This window comes from Frateuria sp. sgz306004 (assembly GCF_057750885.1).
On sequence record NZ_JBYLFE010000006.1, the window covers coordinates 24,488 to 45,598 of the forward strand.

The window sequence follows — 21,111 nt, forward strand, 5'->3', positions numbered from 1 at the left end:
GAAGTCGATTAATCAGACCTTCCCTGGAAGAGATGCCGCACCATAGCCTCCCTTGGCGGGGTAGCTCGAAGACGTTCCAAGCCGATGTATCACCTATCCATGCGCGACACTGGCTGCCGCGCCGCCGTCGACTTTTCCTCTACCTATCGCGCACCTATCATCGAGACTCCGTTTCCCTTGGAGTAGCCCATGCGCGCATTGTTGATCGTGGTTGGTCTTGTCTTGCTGGCGGGCGGCATCTGGGCCGTGTTTGGCCACGGCAGCTATCAAACCACCGACACGCTGGTGCAGATCGGCTCGGCCAAGGTCACCGCCACCCATGACAAAGCCATTCCGCAATGGATGGGCATCGCGGGCATCGTCGTGGGCGCCGTGCTGGCACTCGGCGGCTTTCTCAAGAAGGGCTAAGTTCGGTCATCCTCGTTTCGCCACACCTCGCGCCGCCGCATAACACGCGGTGGCGTTAAGGTGCGCGAATGGTTGCGCATGGGCTACAGCGCAAGCTGTGCCAAGCCGTTACCATCTGCCGCTCGATCTTTTCCAGCCGCCAGCGAAGGAGCCCGGCATGCAGCGACGTCACTTCCTTTGCCAGGCGGGCACCACGCTAGCCGTTGCATCCACAGCCGGTCTGGTCGGCTGCGCACCCGGTACCACGCGCCCCGCCGCCACGGGCACAACGGCCGTCGGCACGCACCTGCAAACGGACGATCGCCAGCTTGCGCCCATTCATGCGCAGGTGGATCGCATCACCGGCGTATATGTCTGCACGCGCCCGTTCCGCGCCGCTGGCCCGCGCATCGAGATGGAGCGACTGGGCGAGAAAACCCTCGTGCACAACTACGGCCACGGCGGCAGCGGTTGGTCGCTGTCATGGGGCTCGGGCACGCTGGCATTGCAAATGGTGCAAAGCACCGGCGCGAAAGAGCTTGGCGTGATCGGTTGCGGCGCCATCGGCCTCACCACGGCGTTGCTCGCCCAGCGAGCGGGCCTGGCGGTGCGCGTCTACGCCAAGGAGCTGCCGCCCGATGTGTTCTCCATGCGTGCCTCGGGCCTGTGGACGCCCGATTCGCGCATCTGCGACGCCGCGCACGCGCCCGCGCTGGGCGACCGCTGGGAAATGATGACGCGCATTTCCTACGCGCGTTACCAGAGCCTGCTCGGCCTGCCTGCGCAGCCGATCGAATGGATCGAAGGCTACTCGCTGGCGGACGCCCCCTTCGGCACCTTCCACGGCGATGTGCCCGACGAGCCTGAATACGGTGACTTCAGCGCGCGCGTACGCGACCTCACGCCGCGCCCGGTGGAGCTGGCGCCAGGCAGCCACCCCTTTCCCGAGCCGTACGTGCGCCGCTACACCACCCTGATGTTCAACATCAGCAGCTACGCCAACTACCTGTTGAACGAATTTCGCGCGGCTGGCGGCAAGATCGAGCTACGCGAATTCCACCAGCCCGGCGACCTGGCCGCGCTGCCCGAGCGCACCGTGGTCAATGCCACCGGCTACGGCGCCCGTGCCTTGTTCAAGGATGACTCGCTGATTCCCGTGCGCGGCCAAACCGCCCGCCTGATCCCGCAGCCGGAAGTACGCTACGGCCTGCGCACCGGCAACATCAGCGTGGTGCCACGCAGCGACGGCATCATGGTGCAAGTGATCGGCGACCCCGGCAATTTCAACAACCCCGACACCACCCCGCACCGCGAAGCTTCCGAAGCCGCTGTGCGCGAGCTGGCCGATTTGATGGGGCAGATGCGACGCGGTTGAGATGCCCCTTTTGGAGAACCTGCAAAGACAGGGGTTTTACCGGCAATGGAAGTGTTGTGCGCCCGCCACAGAAACGTAAGTTTCTATGATCGACGATGCAGCTCTTGAATGTCGCCCACTTCATGCTTAGGAATGACCGGTTCAGATCTTCCCGAACGCCTTAGTGAACTTGGGGTGACAAAACCGCACCGAAGCTAAGGCACCAGGCAACACGTGTCGCCTTGCTCCAGCACACCGCCATGATCGGTCCGGTCGCCTTGACGCGCTATCGCTCTTCCGCCAATGGATGCGCCGTATGAACCCGTGGTGATCCTGGCGCCACAACTGGTTTCGTCGCCTACGCAAGCCACCCTTTTGCCACGAACCAGGCCACTTTCGGTACCAGTGGTGACATAGCCATCGCCGTGCAACGGGCAGTGATGTTTGTGTCCAACAAGAGCAACGGGACGAGGCATGAAGAACGAACTCCGGCATGCGGAAAGCGGCTCCGGGATGGTTGCCATCAGCTCATCCGGAATCTTGGTAACGGCTTGGTCTGTTAGTGCGTTATCAACGGCGGGGCTGCACGCAAAAGTGAGTGGCAGCTACACGCCAATCCACGTCCACAGCACCTGGCTTTCCAGTGCGTTACTGGACAGGCCAATCTTGAGCATGGGCTGGCCCGCGACCATGCGCGCAGAGCGCACGTTGGCGTGAAAATGCTCGGGCGCCGTCAATGGCAACGTGGCCAGCCATGTGCCGCTGCGCGGGCAGCGCTCGCCTGGACGCCCGGTCATCTGCGCCTCCAGGTATGCCTCCCAACGCCAGCCGGTCGCGTCACCAAGGCGGCTGGTGCCCTCGGGCGACCAACGCGTGACCATGGCCGGCGGCAACACCTCACCGGTCAAGAAGCGACGCGGGATGTCGTCGCGGTACTCCTGGCCGCCCTCCGCCTGGCAGACCGGGCGATACCAGCCCCCTTCGCTGAGTTTGTCGCCAATGCGCAAGGCGGGCTGATGGGCCTCCCGCTCGCGACGCGCGCCTTCCAGGTGTGCACGACCCTCGTCGTCGGCGGGGAAATTGCGTTCGAAGCGGTTGTTGGGGAGATGGCGCAACCACATGCGCACTGTGCCCTTCAAACGCGCGGGCGCCAGCACATGCAAAAAGGCCACGGAGCCCCCGGTTTCGTAGTCGCCTGCTGGGAACGGTTCCTTGGGATAGGTCAAAAACACCACCTCCCGCTGCTGCCCCGCCGGAATCACCCATTGACCATCGGGAAAGCTCTGCCCGGGCGCCAGCGAACTGCCACCGAGATGGGGCACATCAAAACCGTGGCCTGACGCGTCGTCCGCACCCGTAGCCACAAAGCTATACCCCGAACCCATCGGGTTATAGCTGCCCTCCCACTGGTCGGGGCTGCGCACCACGATGTCTTCCTGGCCGCTGTTGATCAGACGCAAGGTCACCTTGAGCTGGTGCCCGGCCGGTTCAATATTGGTTTCGGCGGTCAGCCAGACGGGGCGACTGCCTCGGGGACCCATGCCCTCTTGGTAGTAGGGCACGAGCAGACTGTGGAAAAGCCCCACCAGCATCCGGCCATCCTTGCCGCCCACCACGGAGTCGCCACTGGCGCCGGCCATGCGTCCATCCGCGCAACGCGCGCTGCCGGTGGCCCAGGGATTGAGCGGGCGCATACCGCCAAAATCCTTGCCCTCGCAGATCAGCTTGCGCGCATTATCCCAGCGCTTGTCCAGTTTCGTCAGCGGCCCCTCCAGCACGCCCACGCCGGTGCCCTCAGTAAACTTGGTGGGCTGCTCGATCTCCTCCACGCCACCGCGATAAACCACCTGGAAGCGCCCGCCCCCACTGCTCACGCCTTGGATGTAGTCGTTCCAGCTACCACTAAGCGCTACAGCGTCGGCAGGGAGGTTGGCGGTGGGTTCAACGGCATCGTCGGCCATGGCGGTAACTCCGGACAAAAGGGCAAGGGCAAGTACAAAAAAACGCAAGCGGCAGCCGACGATGGCGATATGCGATGTCATTTAACGACCCTCCACGGTCGACCGGTCTGTTGCTGGAACCACACGGCAATGCGCTCCAGGTAATACGGTGAGATACCCGAGCCGGTACGGAACACGCCGTAGCCCATCAAGGTGTCGTCCGTCATGCCTTGCCAGCGCGGCTGGCCCTTGAAGGCCTCGACCTTGGCTTGGCTCACGTGCTGGTTTTCGATGCAGTCGCGGTGGATGGCGCCGCCGTTGTCGTAATACTCGTCCGGCCAACTGAACAGGTGGCCGGCTTCGTGGGCTACCACATGATTGAGTGAGTTGGGAACGTAAGGCAGCGCACCCGAGCTTCGCTGGTCGGTGTTCTCTGCTACTGCCACCTCACCCCAGTTGCCGCTATCGGCACGCAGTGCTTGCGCGTACACATTCACCGTGGCATGCGGCTTGGGTGCGCGCTTGTCCTTGGTGTTGACCACCTGCACCACGAAACGCACCGGCACACGGCAGCCGCAGAGATCGCCCTTGCCGCAACTGCTGCGCATGAGCTTGTAGCCATCGGCGTTGAGCACATCCTCGGCCTGCTTAGAGAGCGCGGCGGCATCTGGCGCAGGGGCGCGGCTATCGCGGGGGCAGACCGGTCGCGTGGAATGCGTGGTGCGGTCACCGTTATAGGTCACCCTGCCCGCATCATCCTGCTGGGCTTGGTAATCATTGGCGTTATACGGCACCGTGGCATAACGTCCATCGGGCGCCATCTCGAACGGTGCGCTGGCGTTGGCGCGCACCCGCACCTCCATCGGCACCAGGGCCATGCGCAAGGTGGCGACGACTTCGCGGGCGCTTTCGCTGTAGCGCAACTCGAAGGTGCCGGTGGCGCCGCCGTAACGCTTAAGCTGCTTCTGGCCGTTGCCATCCAGCATGAGCTGGTAGTTGCGATCGACCATGTAGTAATCGGCGCATTTCATGTCCATGGTGACGTTGCGCGGCGGAATGTCCTTGAGGTGCCAGGCGCAGGGAATCACCACCGGCGGTAGCGTTAGCGGCACGGTGGTGGGCGGGCTAATGATCGGTGGCGGCAACTCGGTCGCCGGCACCGGGTTGATGCGCGCGGCACTGCCGCTGGCTGCGGGCGCGAGCGGCGCCAGCGGCGCCGAGGGGGCTAGCGCCCCTGCCCCTTCGGGCGCGGCGCTCGCCTGCCCGCCGGCAAGCGCCGCGCCCGCCATGGCGCCCACGGCCACGCCACACTCCGACAGCAGCGGATGCGGCGCCGCCGCCACGGCCCAATGTTCGGCCATGGCCGCCGCCAAGGGGGAGCTGCCCATGATGATCAGGTCGCCGTGGAGCCGCAGCTCGCGGCAGAACATCTCGATGACGCCCTCGGCATGCATGGCTATGCCGGCCTTCTGGCATTGCAATACGAGTTGTTGCAAGGCCCGGAACAGGGCGAGTTGGGTGGCCTCCATGCGAATGTCTTCGCTGGCTTGCACCCGCACGCTGCCTTGCGCGCTTGCGTGGTGATATCGCCCGCACCGGCCAGGTGACGTATGCCGCCGGCGGCGGTAAAGGCGTCGATGCCTTGGCCGGCCGTGAGATGCATGTGGCCGTTTGCCGTGGTGATGTGGTCGTTGCCAGCGACGTTCTCGATGTTCGCCCCTGCCGCCTGCAACAGGCTCGCGGGTGTGGCGTTGACCACGCCCGCGGGTGCACCGGTAACCACAATGGGCTGACTGCCGCTGTCCTTGTGGCGATCGTTGGCACCGGCGCCCAGGGCTTGCAGGGCCTGGACCAGCGCATCGCGAGGCGCGTGATCGGCGGCCGCCGCCTGCTGCCGATGGGCCAGCTCCAACAAATCGCGCGCCTGCTGGTTGAGCTGCTCCACCTGTGCAAGCAGGTGCTCCACGTCGAGCGCGCGCCCTTCGGCCTGGTCTTGCGCGTAGGCCGAAACCAACAAGCCGTTGCCCGCACGCACCGCGCCAAACGCATCGCTGCGCAGCTCAAAGCCTTCGCCGCGTGGCTCACCGCCCTGGGGGCGTGGGCGGGTGAGGTAACCCAGGTGCAGCGCACTGGCGGCGTGATCGCTCATGAGCGCGGCGCTGATTTGCCCGGAGGTGTCGTCCAGGCGCAGTTCGTTACTGCGCTTGCCTTTCAGCTCCCGGCTGCGGATGGGGGTGAGCGCGTGGAACTTGGGCAGCTCGTACGGCGGCCGCTGCACGGCATTATGTAGTCTTGAACTGACATACGGCCTGTCGCAATCGCCCTCCCAGAAATCTACGGTGACTTCTTGCCCGATCCGCGGGATGGCCATGGCGCCCCACGTGGCGCCCGCCCAGCCTTGTGCCACGTCGATCCAGCAGGAGCTGTTTTCGTCGGAGCGGCCTTGGCGATCCCAAGCGAACTGCACCTTGACGCGACCGAGTTCATCCACCCACACCTCCTCGTTGGGTGGGCCGACAATGGTGGCCACTTGAGCACCGTCCATGCGCGGTTTCACGCGGTGCGGCGGCTTCCACTCCACGGTGTCGGGCAGCAACTCGGCGTGGTAGCGGTAATAGGTGCCTTCTGAGGCGTCGGCGCTTTCTTCTTCCACGCTAGTGATTTGCGAGCCGCTGTGCACCATGCGGCGCGTGCGGTAGCCGCGGTTCCAGCTTTCGCGGGGATGCCCTTCCAGGTCGAAGGCCCACCCCGGTTGCAGGCGAGCATCGTTGCCTTCCACGGTAATGGTGCGTGCGTCCGCACGCAGCGCCATCAAGTGCGCGTCGGTGTAGAGCTTGCCGGAGGTATCGGTGGCGCCGGGGTAGCGACCCGGGTAGCGGTAAACCTCGTAATTGGGCAACTGATGCCCCAGGTCACGCGCCAGCTGCTTACTTTCGTGATTGTAGGCGGGATGATTCTGGCTGTAGTCCCTTTGCGTGACCCGCGCGGTACGGACGCGCTCGGTGACCTCGAACGACCAAAGACAGGGCGTGTCGTCATCGCCCGTCGGCAGGGGCACAAAACACACCGCGCCGCCCACGATCATGCCGTGGGGATAGATGCGATCGCTAACCATCAAGCGATGACCCTCCGGGCGATGGGCAAAGGTGTAGTACATGCCGGCCTGTGCCGCTTGGCGATGGATAAAGTCCAGGTCGGTCTCCCCGGGCTGCATCACGAAGCGTTGGGTGTCGTGATCCTTGGTAAGGATGAACTCCACATCGGTGATGCCGACGCGCCGCAAGGTTTCCTGAATCACCTGGGGCAGCGTGAGCTGCTGATGGATGCGCCAATCCGCGCTTAGTGCAGCACGGGCGAGCAGGGGCTCGATGAGCAGCCGATAGCGCCCCCGGCGAAAACCTTGCCCCACGCACGTAATGGACGACACCACACCATGCACGCACCGCTCGACCTCGCCATGCCGGGCAATGGTGAAAAGCACGGCTTGATCGAGCAAGGTTTCAAAGGGCCATTCGGGGTCGGTGCTGGAGAGTTCCAGATCCAATTGGAAGGGCTCGCTCAAACCCTCCGTCAGCGTAAAGGACACCACATCGGCGGTTAGTCCCGTGATGCAGCGAAACGCAAAGCTGATAGCGGACTGTTTGGGCATGGCGAGCCTGGCGCACGGCGTTGACGAAGGCTCGAACTGTGCGTGGCCGTATGTTTAGTCGTCTGCCGGATCAGTCTCCGGATGCAGTCATCCTCGGCTTCGGCTGTGTCGGGGAGTGCGGACTGTGAACCCGTTCTGAGCACATGAACGTGTTGGCGACGCCGCCTTTCAGCCCGCTTGGCATACTGGCGCTCCGTTTTCGCCGCTCGTGGCGCTCCGGAGCCGCTCCATGAACGTCGTCGCACCTTACGCTCGATGGCTGCGCGCCATCGCCTTTGCCGCGCTGGGCGGCCTGCCGCTGCTCGTGCAGGCGCAAGCGCCCATCCAGATCACGCCGCTGCCTGAGCAAAAACACGCCACCGTAACCCAGTTGGGTGCGGCGGACCTCAGCCCGGCCGATGTGCAGGCCTGGCTGGACGACGCCATGGCTAAGGCGCGCCAGCAAACGCCGTTCACCGGCGCCGTGGCCGTGGTGGTGAAGGACGGCGAGGTGCTGGTGGCGCGCGGTTACGGTACGGCGGATGCGGCCAGCAAGGCGCCTGTCGACCCGACCACGACGATGTTCCGCGCCGGCGCGGTGTCGTCGTTGTTCACGTGGACGGCCGTGATGCAGTTGGTGGAGCAGCACAAGCTCTCGCTGGATACGGACATCAACCGCTACCTGGATTTCCAGATTCCGCCGCGCGAGGGCAAGCCAGTCACGCTGCGCGACCTGATGACGCAGACCTCCGGCTTCGAGACCGCCGCCAAGGATCTGCGCGCCCACGATGCGCGCGCGCTGGAAACCAACGAGGCCTGGCTCAAGCGCTGGGTCCCCGAGCGCATCTATGCGCCCGGCGATGTGCCCGCGTACTCCGCCTATGGCACCGCGCTGGCCGGCTATATCGTGCAGCGCGTATCCGGCCTGCCCTTCGACGAATACATGGAAAAACACGTATTCGTGCCGCTGGGTTTGCTGCACGCCACCTTCCGCCAACCGCTGCCCACGCCGATGCAGCCTGACCTGGCCCAGGCGGGCACGGCGACGGAGTGGATCATCGCCGCGCCGGCTGGCGCGCTCTCCATCAGCGGCGCGGACATGGCGCGCTTTCTCATCGCGCATCTGCAGTTTGGCCGCGCCGGAGATGCGCAGCTGCTGGAGCAGGACAGCGTGCGCCTGATGCAAGGCTACCAACGCGCACGCATTCCCGGCCTGCCTGGCATGGCGCTGGGTTTCCAGCACATGGACCACAACGGCCAGACCCTGCTGGGCCAGCGCGGCGACATCGGCACGTTCCACAGCATCGCGGTGCTCTATCCCGAGCGTCACACCAGCGTGTTCATCGCGCTCAGCGGCACACACGAACGGCAGGCGCTGGATGCGCTCGCACGCGCTTTCGCCGATCGCTACTTTCCGCCGCTGCCTCAATTGCGCCAGCCCACGCTCGCCAGTGCCGCCGCTCACGGCGCGCAACTGGCCGGCCACTACCAGTCCAGCCGCCATCCTGAGAGCAGCATCTACACGCTGCACAACCTTTTCACCCAGGCCGAGGTTCGCGTCAATCCGGATGGCACGCTGCGCACGCCCATGTTCGACGATCAGGTGGGCCCCGCGCAGTGGCGCGAGATCAAACCCTACCTGTGGATCGACGACCGCACCGGCAGCCTGCTCGGCGCGCTGATGCAGGACGGCCGCGTACGCATGATCTCCATCGATGCGCTGTCGCCGGCCCTCGCCTACCTGCCCATCGACGGCTGGCAGCTTGCCTCGCGTTGGCTCAGCGTGCTCTACGCGTGCTTGGCCGTGTTCGCCCTGGTGGCGTTGAGCTGGCCATTGGCCACGCTGCTGCACCGCCTGCGCCCCGCCCCGCCCGAGCTGCCCGATGGCGAGGCACGCTGGCAGCGACTCAGCCGCATCACCGCCGTGCTGTATTTGGTGTTTGCCGGGGGCTGGTGCCTGATGCTGCCGCGCATGGCCACCGGCGGCTCCCTGCTGGATCTGCGCCTGCGACTGTTGCAGGTGGTGGGCCTGCTGGCCGTGCTCGGCACGCTCGCGGTGCTCCGCCACGCCTGGGGCACCTGGCGCGGCGCCGGCACGCTCGGTCACCGGCTCGCCAGCGCGGCCCTGTTGCTGGCTTGCGTGGCGGCCATCGTGTTCATCGGCGCCTTCCATCTGCTCAGCCCCAGCCTGCATTACTGAGCGGGCAAGGCAGGCCCGGTACAATAGGGGGGATGGATGTCTCCCACCTGATCGACAAGCTCAACGACGCGCAGCGCGAAGCGGTCTGCGCGCCCCCTGGCAATTACCTTGTGCTGGCCGGCGCCGGCTCCGGCAAAACGCGCGTGCTCACCCACCGCATCGGCTGGCTCACCCAGGTGCAGGGGGTGCCGCCGTGGGCGATTCTCGCCGTTACCTTCACCAACAAGGCCGCTGGCGAAATGCGCGCGCGCCTGGAACAGCTGATTCCCGGCGGCACCCAAGGCCTCACCGTGGGCACCTTCCACGGCATCGCCCATCGCCTGTTGCGCCGCCACTGGCGCGAGGCCGGGCTGCCGGAGGGTTTCCAGATTCTCGACGCGGATGACCAGCAGCGCATCGTCAAGCGCGTGGTTACAGGGTTGGGGCTGGACGAGGCGCGCTTCCCGCCGCGGCAAGCCACCTGGCAGATCAACCAGTGGAAGGACGAGGGCAAGCGCCCGGACAGCATCGAGCACCGCGATCACTCGATGACGCGCACGCTGGTGCAGATCTACCAGGCCTACGAAGAAGCCTGCCGCCGCGCTGGCCTGGTGGATTTCGCCGAACTGCTGCTGCGTGCCCACGAGCTGTGGCTGCACCACCCGCACGTGCTTGAGCATTACCGTGATCGCTGGCGTTACCTGCTGATCGACGAATTCCAGGACACCAACACCCTGCAATACGCATGGATTCGCGTGCTGGCCGGACAGACAGGCCAGGTGTTCGTGGTGGGCGACGACGACCAGGCCATCTACGGCTGGCGCGGCGCCAAGGTGGAGAACGTGCAGCAGTTTCTGCGCGATTTCCCCGGCGCCAAGACCATCAAGCTGGAACAGAACTACCGCTCCACCTCCACCATTCTCAAAGCGGCCAACAGCGTCATTGCACGCAACGGCGGCCGCCTGGGCAAGCAATTGTGGACCGACGGTGGCGAAGGCGAGCGCATTGCGCTGTATGCGGCGTACAACGAGCAGGACGAAGCGCGCTTCGTGATCGAGCGCATCCGCGAGTACGTCGCCGAACACGGCGAGGCACGCGACTGCGCCATCCTGTATCGATCCAACGCGCAGTCGCGCAACTTCGAAGAACAGCTGATGCAGCGCGATATCCGCTTCCGCGTGTACGGCGGCCAGCGCTTCTTCGACCGCGCCGAAATCAAGGACGCGCTGTCCTACCTGCGCCTGTCCTCCAACCGTCACGATGACGCCGCCTTCGAGCGCGCAGTGAACACCCCGCCGCGCGGCATCGGCGACCGCACGCTGGATGTGCTGCGCCGTCGTGCGCGCGCCGAAGGCAGTTCCATGTGGGAGGCCGCCCTCAACGAACTGGGCGGCGGCAAGGAACTGGCCGGCCGCGCCAAGAACGCGGTGAAGGCCTTCCTCTCGCTCATCGAGGACATGGCCCGCGCCTTCGCCGGCGCCGAGCCCGGCGATGCGCTGGCGCTGGCCGAACAGATCGATCACGCCATCAACCACACCGCCCTGCGCGATTTCTACGAGAAGGACAGCCGCGGCAACGCCGAATCGCGCGTGGAAAACCTGGACGAACTGGTCAACGTCGCCAGCCGCTTCGAGCTCACGCCCGACGACGAAGAGGCCGGCCTGAGCGAACTGGCCGCCTTCCTCTCGCATGCCGCGCTGGAAGCGGGCGAAGGCCAGGGCGAAGCCTGGGACGATTGCGTGCAACTCATGACGCTGCATTCCGCCAAGGGCCTGGAATTCCCCGTGGTGTTCCTGGTGGGCATGGAAGAAGGCCTGTTCCCCAGCCAGCGCTCGGTGGACGACGAAGGCCGCCTGGAAGAAGAGCGCCGCCTCGCCTACGTGGGCATCACTCGCGCCCGCGAGCGCCTGTTCATTACGCATGCCGAGTCGCGCCGCATGCATGGCACGGAAATGCTGGCCCGCCCCTCGCGCTTCCTCGCCGAGATTCCACCGGAGCTGATCGACGAGGTGCGTCCGCGCGTGCAGGTGAGCCGCCCTTTGTACGGGGCGCGCCCCAGCACGGGCTCGCACTCGCTGGAAGAGAGCATGCCGCTCAAGCTCGGCCAGCGCGTGAGCCATCCGAGCTTCGGCGAGGGCGTGGTGGTGAGCGCGGAGGGCAGCGGCGCGCACATGCGCATCCAGGTGAACTTCTCCAGCAACGGCAGCAAATGGCTGGTGTACGCCTACGCCAACCTCACCCCGCTGTAGCACGCAGAGGGAGACCCAATGTCATGAACGCCCGTTTTTCCCTTCGCGAGAATCTACGGAGCCTGCTGGATTTCCAGCAGAACATGACATCGATCTATCGCCGCCTGCCCTGGTGGCACCGCATGGTGCAAGGCATGTGGCTGGCGGCGCTCGCGGTCATCGCCGCCAGCGCCGCCTACGGGCTGGGCCTGTTGCTGCATACGCAGCAGGCCTTTTGGGCGGCACTCACGGCCATTGCGGTCACCCAACAAAGCTATTTGGACACGCGCGCATCCTCGCGCGACCAGATCATCGGGGCGCTGGTGGGCAGCGTATGCGGCCTGGTAGCCACGCTGGTCTGGGGCGAACAGTTCGTGGGATACGCGGCAGCCATCGTGGTGTCCATCACCGCGTGCTGGCTGTTCGGCGTGGGCAGCGCGGGGCGCCTGAGCGGCAGCACCACCACCATCGTGATGCTGGTGCCGCACACCGGGTCGTTCTGGTGGGTGGCACTCACCCGCATCGGCGAGGTCGCACTGGGCATTGCCTGCGCGCTGCTGGTGGTAGCCCTGGCGGAACGCGCGCAAGCGCGCTGGGTCGACTCCCCATCTAGAACGTAACGCCAAAGCATCCGGGAACTGAACGCTACGCTGGGCAGCAAGGAACCCAACGCCTCTTTGCCGCCTCTTGAGTGCAGCGTCCTTGATGAGGGAACCGCCATGAACAACGACACCGAAGAACCTAGCCAACGTCGCCGGCTCGATCACGACATCTGCGTACACATCTTCACCGCCTCGGCGGCCATGGTGGGCGTGTGCCTCACCGTCATCGGCATCCTTCGCGTGGTGATATCGCTGCGCAAGGAAGACATCCTGGGTGACGACCTTCTCGCGATCAACTCCATGCTGTATCTCGCCTCCTGCCTGCTGTCGTACTGGGCCCTGCGCACGCGCAACCTCAAGCGCAATCATCGTCTGGAGCGCATGGCGGACGTGATATTTCTCACCGCGCTGGTGTTCACCGCCGTCAATGCCGGCTTTATCACCTGGGCCATCTCAGCGAGTTGATCACCCGCCCGCCGCAGCACGTTCACTGCAGAGCACCAAAGCAACCCGCGCTATCGTGACTCGCCGTCCATGAGGAGCCTCGCAACGCGCGCGCCGAAACGCGACAAAATGCGCTCGAACACCAGTCCTACTGCACAGTCTCACGCGGTGACGGCAAATGCTTTACACAGCGAAGAAAGCGAAAAAATGGTGGCACCCACTGAGCCAAATGCCGCACACGTCGTCTTTTGAAAAACCCACGAATAGGCGAGCGGCAAAGTGACACCATCAACAGTGCTACCCCTTCCACTCATGCGATCTTCGCGGGGACGCGCCATTCGGTGAGTGTTAGATTTTCTTTCGAAACAGGGGCTGTACTCCACCAACAGAAGGGAATTCACTATGCGCCTGCTATCACGCGCCGTACTCGCCGTATCGATCGCCACCGCCAGCTTCGCGGCCCTCGCCGAAGCACCCGCCACAGGCCTTGGCCAGTCGTGGCCCAATGCGCCGGACGTCAGCGCCAGCCCCAACTACCACCTGTATGTCTTCGCACTGGGCGGCATCGACTACATTCAAGTCAACGATACGAACGGCAACGTGCTCGGCGGCGTCGGCGCCGCCAACGGGGAGTTCATCACCCTGCCCATCGGCCAGTACGCGCAACAGGTGGCCACATCGAGCCAGCCTGCGGAAGCCCCGAGCGATGCCGCCCCAGCGGCGGCATCGGCTACCGTTTACGACGATAGCGACACGGTGATTACGGCAACTCCGCTGAGCGATGGCACGTTGCAGCTAAGGGCGATGATGGCCCCGGAAGCCAAATGCGGCACTCCGATTGACTGCAACTTGAAGGCGCTTTAATAAGAAGCGCACTGCAAAGATGGCGCGAACGGGTACGGTTCGCGTAACGACACCGTCAGGCGGCGGCCACGGTGCAGGGAGCGCTCCCGCACCTGGCCGCCGAAAACGGCGGCTCGATCTTCGATAGCTTTGCGCCCCAGCCCCGTGGCGCCAAACCGGAGTCGATGGGCAACAGCCCAATTCACATGCTCTGCTCGATCCGGCTGATGCTTCGTTTCGATCATCAGCACCATCCACCCCCCATGGCGCGAACCACAGCGAATTTTCACCAGGACTTCGGAGGCATCGCGACCGACCAGCGCGTCGGCAAGGGCCTCGCAAGTCATACGATATACCGCCAGTTGCAGGGGCTGAGCAAAGAGACTCACCGGGCCGCGTAGATCGCACCAGTATCTGACTCCGGCTTCATGAAGAGTGCGCGCCAGCGTGCCCTCGATAAGCACCGCCGGCAGCCCTCGTTCGCGCAATTGTGATGGGCTCACGCTATCGGCCAGTTGAAAGATCCGCTCCTGCGTGAGCGTTACTTGCCTGCGGTAGCTCGCGTCGCTTGCTACCGGCTGAAGATGCCGCAAGCGACTCAACATCGTATCGAACGTAGTATTGACGGAATCGCGCATTTGATCCATGGCTAGGGCAGCAATGCGCAGCTGCGCTTCGCCGAGCGAGGCATTGCGCAAGGCGAGTTCGACTGCCCTGTCCTTCTCTAGTTGCGCATCTTGTGCTCGGCGATCCAGCCGAGACAAGCGATCACCAATCACCAGCATGGTCGCTATGGCTATAGCCACCACCGCTTCAGCATGTAATGTCGCGGGATCGTTCTCGGCGGGCATCAACACCACGATACCCATGCTCGCCATCGCTCCCGCCACAGCGGCACCAACCCATCCGTATCGCAGGGCCATAAGAATTACGGGGAAGAACATGACCATTTGTGCGGCTGACTGGGTGCCAGCATTTCGCGAACCAAGCCAACCAAGGAAACCGAGTACCGGTGCCACGAGGAACGTGTTTTCCAGAAAGAAGCGGCTATCCATGGCCTGGAGCATCCACGTCACACAACGACCGTCGACAGCCTTCAAACTCCGATACAACACCAAAGCGATTGGCACAATGGTGAGTATGCCCATCAAGTTGCCAAGCATGAGCCGCGCGATAAGTTCGTCGTACTGGATGACATAGCCGGCGGGCAATCGCGTGATATGCAACTGGCCGATCGTGATGGCTGTGGAAACTGTGGCCATCGCAAGTCCACACGTGACCAGGACGCGCATGTTCACCTCACCCTTGGAGAATAGTCTCAAGCATGCAACGCCGTCATCAGGCGAGTGCCCGGCCCCGCATCCGCGCTGACCAATGGCCGATCGTGGAGGCCTCTCTGGCCGATGGCTGGAGTCCCGAGCAGATCGCCGGCCAGGGTGACATCGCGATCAGCCATGAGCGCATTTACCAACATATCGCCGATGATCGGCAGCGCGGCGGTACCCTGTGGACGCACCCACGGCGTCGCAAGCGGCGACGGCATCGCTGCGGTACGCCACGACAACGCCAGCGCTTTGGCGGGCGCCGGATCAGCGAGCGCCCCGCCATGGTCGATACACGCCAGCGCCTCGGAGACTGGGAGGGCGACACGATCGTTGGCAAAGGCCTAACCCGCATCGTCACGCTGGTGGAGCGAAAATCCCGCTTGCTTCGCCTGCGCTGCGTGGTCAGTGGCGAGGCCGAACCTACCCTGCGAGCGATCCTGCAGGCCCTGTACGCGCTGCGCCAGCGTGTGCACACCCTCACCTGGGACAACGGCGCCGAACCGAATCGATCCGCTCGGCCTGGACTGGGTTTACCATCAAAGCACGGGGCAACTGCAACACGTCGATAGCAACGGAAGTACCACCGACGTTGGCTCACTTACCGCTCACTTCGGCCGGAACAGAGAGAGGCGTTGTCCGCGTACAGGGGCGGCATTTCTACTGACCCTATATTTGAATTACCTATTGATAGAAAAGAGGCGCACTTCAAGGTCATATCGACAAGCTTGTTACTTCCACAGTGCAGCAAGCTGCTTCTGGACTACTCGCCGATGCCGGAGAGTCTCTCTCTATACGCGGAGCATCGCACTTCTTCAGACGTGATATACGTCGCCGGCTCCGGCGACAATGTCGCCATTTACGTCCTTCGCGGCGATCGATGCGAGGCGGGAGTTCCTTCGTTGGCAATGGCTGGTCGAGGCGCAGGGCAAAGATGGCACCCATTGCAGCCATATCAGCCGGCGCTTTCCAAGGAGGAGGCATCGGCATTGTTTGCCAACGCACTATCCACTTATGCCGATGCCTTTGGCGGAAAGGACGTTTTCTTGAGATGGCTAGATACGGAGTCCAAAGAGCCAAAGTTCCACTGCAATGAGAAGCAAATCTATTGTCCACCAACGTATCACTCGCTCGCCCCTTGGTTACTGAACATTCTTCGCGCATACAAGGGGGGATAGAAGACATGGACATCAGGCAACGACTTATCGAACCGGCTCAACTATGACACCGATGGGCGCCTCACGGGTATTCAGGTATCTGGCATCCAAAGTCATCGCACTTTTCTTCCGACCGGCAAGCAGTGATATGGCGAAAATCTCCGAGAAGCCCCGCAGCATAACCTCTCCGATTTGTCTCGGCCTCCTCTTCAGCATGCTAGTTCCTTGGCGCAGCGTTGCCTTCGCGGAGACATTGCCTTTGGCAATCGCAGCATCAGCGGCTGAAATGCATGAACCACCAGGAGTAACGAAAATCGCATGTCGAAGCGTTGGTCGATGAGATAAACACGGCGAAATCGACCAAAGACAGAAGACTGCGCGCACAAGCGCTTGGTCAGTGGGTGGCTCGGCATACTGACGAAGTATCTTCTAACGACATTGATACAATGACCGTTCTTTTGACAAGTCAGGATGATAGCGTACGAGGCTGGATTGCTGGTGCGCTGGGTTCTCTCGGTAAGAAGGCGGAGAAAGCGGCTCCCGCACTTCAACGAGCATTGCTAGAGCGCCCTTGCATCCATCAGCCACTTGCTTCCGCGGATGCAATTCGTTTGGCTCTTTCGCGAATTGGTGTGCAACCAGTAAAAGCTGTTTGCACGAATCCCTTCGGTTCATAGATTGATAGAAGCACAAACTCGCTTTCGCTAAATGACCTGATGCAACGGAAAGCTGGTCAACGCCAGGAGCAACCGGCGACAGGCAATTTCTTCCTACTAGGACTCGTAGCTTGCGTTTTCTTAGTCGCTTGCCGTGACAGTGAGGTCAACGGCGTCGCCTATGAAAACCTCCTTTGCCCCTCGCCTGCCATTGCACAGATCGAGCCGTGGGGAAAGTCAGGTACACATGAGATCTGCAAGATTAAGCATGGACCGTTTGTCGCTTGGGAAGGTGGCTACGTTCATGTACGCGGCAAATACAAAATGGGCGAGAAATACGGAGTTTGGGGCTGGTACGACAAGAAAGGAGGCGTCGTCAAAGAGGTCGACTACTCTATCGGGCAAACCGAGTAGAGCGACGCGCTCCCAGATCGGAGTAGCGCGTCGGGGTGGAGTTCAGTCGAGGCCCTTCCGCAAACTTGCGGGCGCCGGCAGTGGCGCTGTTGCTCTCCTCTCAAGGGCAAAGAAGCTACCGCGCCACGGCTGCCGATAACAGGGCGCAGCCGCCACCCTCTCACTCCGGCAATCGCGGCACCCCGAGCTCGCTGCGCTCTTCCATAGCAATCGGGCGTGTATCCAAGCGTGTGCTGCGTGTACCTTGCGGCAGTGGCTGCACGGGTTCCCCGCGCGCCAGGGCGAGTGCGTTGCGATAGCAGCGCTGGGCGAGCGCGGCGTCGCCCTGGCCGGCGTGCACGTCGCCCAGCGACTCCCAGGCGCCACTGCTGGGCACCAGGGCCAGCGAGCGATCCAGGTATTGCGCGGCCTTGCCCCACAGTTGCAGCCGCACGCACATGCGACCCAGGGTGAGCAGGAGCGCGGCGTCGTTGGGGTGGGCGTCGAGCCAGGATTCGGCGCGACGCAGGCGCGCTTCGATGTCTTCGGCGCCTAGTGCGCCGTAGGTTTCGATGAGCAGCGGTGACCACTCGCGACGAAGCGCGGACTCCACTTCGTCCATGGCTGGCAGCATCATGCCGAAGCTGGCGGCCTGGCGCGCGTACGCATCGATGGCGGCGGGTACGCGACGCTGTGCCTTGGGCATCTGCGACCACAGGGTGTTGAGCGCGGCGGCATCGGGCGCGGCGCGCAGCGAGGCGGCCAGCACTTGGCTCTCCAGCGTGGCGAAACCGCGCGCGCCCAGTGCGCCACTTTTTTGCAGGGGCTCCAGTGCGGCGCGGGCGCGACGCATGTCGCCACTTGCCAGCGCAGCAAGGGCCAATTCGCGCCAGCCACCGGCGGTGAGCTGGCCGCTCTCCGCTTCGGGTGCGAGCAGGTTCACGGCCTCGGCGGCTTTGCCATCGCGACGCAGCACACGCGCACGCAACACGCGTGCGGCACGCGGCGCGGCTTGGCCGGCTTCATCCAGCGTGGTGAGGGCGCGCGCCTGTTCGCCGCGACGCGAGGCGGCCTCCGCCGCTGCCAGCAAGGCGGGGCCACGCAACACATCCAGGCGCGAGGCGCGATGCAGGTCGCGCTCGGCATCGCCATGGCGGCCCTCCATCAAAGCGATCAGGCCCTCACTCATTTTCTTGCGGCTGAGCCGGCGATGGCGACGACTGATCGCGCCGAAGGGCCAGCGCACGGCAAACCACAATGCACTGAGCACGGCCCAGGCCACCAGCAGGATCACCACGGTTGCCACGACGGTGGTTTCGGCCTGCCAGCCGCGCAGACGCACCAGCAGGTAGCCCGGATCTTCCGCGACCCAATGCCAGCCGAAGGCGGCCAGTGCCGCCACGATCACCAGCAGCAAAATCCAGCGCCACAGCTTCATGACTTGGCTCCGCCTGGCGGCGTCACGCTTGCGGTGGGTTTGAGCGCATGCACGGCACGCAGGTTACGCAATTCGTTCAACGCTGCGCCCAGTTGCACTGCGCCGGGTGCCTGCTGCGCGAGCAAGGTCGCCAGCTGCGTGCGTGCTTGCTGCACGGCAGGGGCGTTTGCATCGAACTGCGCGGCCATGCCGGCGTCGGCGCGCTTGAGCGCGGCTACGTAGTCATCGTGGTCGGCCGCGAGCAACGCGGCCTGCGCCTGGGCCAGATCGATGGCGGTGAGTTCGCGGGCAAACCGCGCATCGGCCATCGAGAGCGGGGCGCCGTTTGTGCGCTGTACCTTCACGACGCTATCCAGCGCGGCACTGATGCGCGACCAACCGGAGTTTGTGCCTGCGGCGGGTGCATCCAATGGCTTGAGCGGCAATTGCGCCATGCCGGCTCGCAGGTTGCTGAGTACATTCACGGCGGCATTCAGGCCCGCCGGCTGGCTCTTGGTGAGGGCGTCGCGTTCGGCGCCGATGCTCTGGCGCAGCCCGGAGAAGGCGCCATCGTCCACGGCGGCGAGCGTCTGGTCGGCCAGCGTATAGGCGGTGACGGCACCCTGTGCATCGTGGAACAACTCGTAGCGTTCCTTGGCCATGCGCAGCAGCGACTCCGTTTCGTCCAGCAGCATGGCGTCATGCGCGGAGAGGGTCTTTTCCGAGAGCTTGGCAACGGCGTCTTCGAGACTGCGTGTGCGCTCGGACTGGCCCAGCAATTCCTCGCGCAACGAGCGATTCACTTGATCGGCGTCGGCCAGGCGCTGGTGCATCAGGCCACGTTCGCTGGCACTGCTAGACAGCGCGCTTTCCAGCGCGGCCACGCGTTGCTTGAGGCCATCCAGCGTGGCATTGCCGGCGGCATTGCCTTGCTCCTGCTGCCATTGGCGCCAGCCAACGTAACCGGTGCCACCCACAGCCACCAGTGAAAACAGCAAGGCGACGGCCAGCGTGCCGCTACCGCGGCGGGCGGGCGCTGCCGCGCGTGAGGAGGAAGAATCCGCGCGAGGGCTCACCGTCGCGCCAACGGGGGGAGTGGAGTCGTCTTGGCTCATACGCTCCATGCTAACAGCCCGCGACGGCGAGCTTGCATCAAACGGGCGTGAAAATGGCCCTATCGCGCGGCTGCGGCCAGCAAATCCGTGCTCAAAGCTGAATCGGCAAGCACCATGCGATGAAACCCTGCCGCCCGTGCGGCCTCGGCGAGGCGCTCACTGCTGACGACGGCGACGGCCTGTGTCAACGCGGCGAACAGCGGCGCCGGCAAGCCGCTGCGCAAATGGGCCAAGGCCTCGGCGCTGGACAGCAGCACGCGCGCCTGCTCCGGCAGCGCCGCGATGGCATCGCGGTGGTGTTGCGTCCAGCGGGGCGCAGCGCGGTGGTATACGTGGATTTCCCGGAAGGCCGCAGCGCGTGCGGCCAACTCGCCGCGCAGCACACCGCGTCCACCGGGTGCGCCGATCAGGGCGACACGCCGATGGTCGAGTTCGGCAATTTCGGGGATGGCCAGCAAGCCTTCGCTGTCCTGCCGCGCGGTTGGCGCCAGCGGCGCACGAATACCGTGACGACGCAGCGCTTGCGCTGTGCCCTGCCCCACCGCGCATACGACGGCCTGCGTACGCAACGGCAGTAACTGCGCGGCAAAGCGCACGGCGGCGGGGCTGGTGAACACCAGTACGTCGTCGCCCAACGCCTCGCGCAACGCCTCGGTGACGGCGGCCGCGTCCATCGCGCCGCGCAGGGCCAGCCCCGGCAAGAGCACAGGCACACCGCCGCGCATGCGTACCTGCCGGGCCAAGGCGGAACCGGTGCCGGCCGGCCGCGTGATTACCACGGTACGGCCCACCAGCGAGGGTGCCACATGGGAACGGACGGGGGGCATGCACGCGTGGCCTCAGAGAAAAGTCTCCACGAGTGTAGCTGGCCGCCGCGCGGGGCCGGCAGGCTCGTACACTAGGCGATCCCCCTAGCTCCCCACAGCCCGAATGAGCACGACCGATCGAACCACCCTGGCGCGCAAGCTGGTGAATTTCATGCGCGAGGAGATCCCGCTGGCGCAAACCATGGACCTGGCCCTGCACAGCACCGACACCGACCACCTCACCATCGCCGCGCCACTGGGGCCCAACATCAACGACAAAGGTTGTGCCTTTGGCGGCAGCCTGGTCAGCACGATGACGCTTACCGGCTGGGGCCTGGTGGAACTGGAGCTGCGTCAGCGCGGGCTGGAGTGCGATGTGTTCGTGGGCGAATCCACGGTGCGCTACCTGGAACCGGTATGGGGTGACTTTCTGAGCGAGGCGCGCCTCGCCGAAGGCGCCACTTGGGAAAGCTTCTTCGACACGCTGGCCAGCCGCGGCCGGGCGCGCATCGAGGTGGTATGCCGGGTGCCCGGTAGTGCCGAGAAGCCTGCGGCCACGCTGGAGGGCCGTTTCGTGGCCAAGCGGCGCTCGCCGGACGCCGTGTGAAATCCCCGGGCCGATTGCGGCAGAATGGCGCCT

Annotated in this window: 19 protein-coding genes; 11 read left to right on the top strand and 8 right to left on the bottom strand. The window is 64.4% G+C overall.

What is annotated here, in order from left to right; genetic code table 11:
* Window positions 1–189 precede the first annotated feature (189 nt).
* Entirely contained in the window at window positions 190–408 is a 219-nt protein-coding gene (locus AC3G2C_RS13845) for a hypothetical protein (protein WP_488385207.1), read from the top strand.
* A gap of 157 nt (window positions 409–565) precedes the next feature.
* Complete coding sequence (locus tag AC3G2C_RS13850) at window positions 566–1,762, top strand: FAD-dependent oxidoreductase (protein ID WP_488385208.1); 1,197 nt, start codon at window positions 566–568, stop codon at window positions 1,760–1,762.
* 194 nt (window positions 1,763–1,956) lie between these two features.
* On the opposite strand, the gene AC3G2C_RS13855 is transcribed toward AC3G2C_RS13850, so the two are convergent.
* The 4 genes from AC3G2C_RS13855 to AC3G2C_RS13870 form a co-directional block, all read right to left on the bottom strand.
* Window positions 1,957–2,265: a PAAR domain-containing protein gene (locus AC3G2C_RS13855; RefSeq protein ID WP_488385209.1), complete on the bottom strand. Its 309-nt coding sequence runs from the start codon at window positions 2,263–2,265 to the stop codon at window positions 1,957–1,959.
* Between the two features lie 81 nt (window positions 2,266–2,346).
* Entirely contained in the window at window positions 2,347–3,702 is a 1,356-nt protein-coding gene (locus AC3G2C_RS13860) for a hypothetical protein (RefSeq protein ID WP_488385210.1), read from the bottom strand.
* A gap of 77 nt (window positions 3,703–3,779) precedes the next feature.
* A complete protein-coding gene (locus tag AC3G2C_RS13865; RefSeq protein WP_488385211.1) occupies window positions 3,780–5,210 on the bottom strand; it encodes a hypothetical protein in 1,431 nt (476 codons plus the stop codon).
* Window positions 5,138–7,330 (bottom strand): type VI secretion system Vgr family protein, encoded by a 2,193-nt coding sequence (locus tag AC3G2C_RS13870; RefSeq protein WP_488385212.1) that lies wholly within the window; start codon window positions 7,328–7,330, stop codon window positions 5,138–5,140. The genes AC3G2C_RS13865 and AC3G2C_RS13870 overlap by 73 nt, the downstream gene beginning before the upstream one ends.
* A gap of 229 nt (window positions 7,331–7,559) precedes the next feature.
* Here AC3G2C_RS13870 and AC3G2C_RS13875 point away from each other — a divergent pair, with 229 nt between their 5' ends.
* From AC3G2C_RS13875 to AC3G2C_RS13895, 5 genes are all read left to right on the top strand, one after another.
* Complete coding sequence (locus tag AC3G2C_RS13875; RefSeq protein ID WP_488385213.1) at window positions 7,560–9,509, top strand: serine hydrolase domain-containing protein; 1,950 nt, start codon at window positions 7,560–7,562, stop codon at window positions 9,507–9,509.
* A gap of 32 nt (window positions 9,510–9,541) precedes the next feature.
* Window positions 9,542–11,737, top strand: a complete 2,196-nt coding sequence (uvrD, locus tag AC3G2C_RS13880) for a DNA helicase II (protein WP_488385214.1) — start codon at window positions 9,542–9,544, stop codon at window positions 11,735–11,737.
* A 23-nt stretch (window positions 11,738–11,760) separates the two neighbouring features.
* Complete coding sequence (locus tag AC3G2C_RS13885; RefSeq protein WP_488385215.1) at window positions 11,761–12,336, top strand: FUSC family protein; 576 nt, start codon at window positions 11,761–11,763, stop codon at window positions 12,334–12,336.
* Between the two features lie 99 nt (window positions 12,337–12,435).
* Window positions 12,436–12,783 (top strand): hypothetical protein, encoded by a 348-nt coding sequence (locus AC3G2C_RS13890; RefSeq protein ID WP_488385216.1) that lies wholly within the window; start codon window positions 12,436–12,438, stop codon window positions 12,781–12,783.
* A gap of 381 nt (window positions 12,784–13,164) precedes the next feature.
* A complete protein-coding gene (locus tag AC3G2C_RS13895) occupies window positions 13,165–13,626 on the top strand; it encodes a hypothetical protein (RefSeq protein WP_488385217.1) in 462 nt (153 codons plus the stop codon).
* On the opposite strand, the gene AC3G2C_RS13900 is transcribed toward AC3G2C_RS13895, so the two are convergent.
* A complete protein-coding gene (locus tag AC3G2C_RS13900) occupies window positions 13,623–14,897 on the bottom strand; it encodes an MASE1 domain-containing protein (protein WP_488385218.1) in 1,275 nt (424 codons plus the stop codon). The genes AC3G2C_RS13895 and AC3G2C_RS13900 overlap by 4 nt on opposite strands.
* Window positions 14,898–14,929: 32 nt before the next feature.
* Here AC3G2C_RS13900 and AC3G2C_RS13905 point away from each other — a divergent pair, with 32 nt between their 5' ends.
* The 3 genes from AC3G2C_RS13905 to AC3G2C_RS13915 all read left to right on the top strand — a co-directional run bounded on the left by AC3G2C_RS13905 (window position 14,930) and on the right by AC3G2C_RS13915 (window position 17,154).
* Entirely contained in the window at window positions 14,930–15,499 is a 570-nt protein-coding gene (locus tag AC3G2C_RS13905) for an IS30 family transposase (protein ID WP_488385219.1), read from the top strand.
* Window positions 15,500–16,413: 914 nt separating this feature from the next.
* Window positions 16,414–16,761: a hypothetical protein gene (locus AC3G2C_RS13910; protein ID WP_488385220.1), complete on the top strand. Its 348-nt coding sequence runs from the start codon at window positions 16,414–16,416 to the stop codon at window positions 16,759–16,761.
* Window positions 16,762–16,800: 39 nt separating this feature from the next.
* Window positions 16,801–17,154 carry a hypothetical protein gene (locus tag AC3G2C_RS13915; RefSeq protein WP_488385221.1) on the top strand — a complete coding sequence of 118 codons (354 nt, stop codon included), beginning with the start codon at window positions 16,801–16,803 and terminating at the stop codon, window positions 17,152–17,154.
* A gap of 160 nt (window positions 17,155–17,314) precedes the next feature.
* Here the strand turns inward: AC3G2C_RS13915 and AC3G2C_RS13920 are convergent, their stop codons facing one another.
* From AC3G2C_RS13920 to AC3G2C_RS13930, 3 genes are read right to left on the bottom strand one after another with little or no spacing between them, the layout of a single operon-like run.
* Window positions 17,315–18,571, bottom strand: coding sequence for a heme biosynthesis HemY N-terminal domain-containing protein (locus AC3G2C_RS13920; RefSeq protein WP_488385222.1), 1,257 nt, complete (start codon window positions 18,569–18,571; stop codon window positions 17,315–17,317).
* The gene (locus AC3G2C_RS13925; protein ID WP_488385223.1) at window positions 18,568–19,665 is read right to left on the bottom strand and encodes a uroporphyrinogen-III C-methyltransferase; all 1,098 of its coding nucleotides are present in this window, start codon (window positions 19,663–19,665) and stop codon (window positions 18,568–18,570) included. Before AC3G2C_RS13925 ends, AC3G2C_RS13920 begins: the two co-directional genes overlap by 4 nt.
* Before the next feature lie 59 nt (window positions 19,666–19,724).
* Complete coding sequence (locus AC3G2C_RS13930; RefSeq protein ID WP_488385224.1) at window positions 19,725–20,492, bottom strand: uroporphyrinogen-III synthase; 768 nt, start codon at window positions 20,490–20,492, stop codon at window positions 19,725–19,727.
* Between the two features lie 103 nt (window positions 20,493–20,595).
* Here AC3G2C_RS13930 and AC3G2C_RS13935 point away from each other — a divergent pair, with 103 nt between their 5' ends.
* Window positions 20,596–21,078, top strand: a complete 483-nt coding sequence (locus AC3G2C_RS13935; protein WP_488385225.1) for a YiiD C-terminal domain-containing protein — start codon at window positions 20,596–20,598, stop codon at window positions 21,076–21,078.
* The last annotated feature ends 33 nt before the right edge of the window (window positions 21,079–21,111 follow it).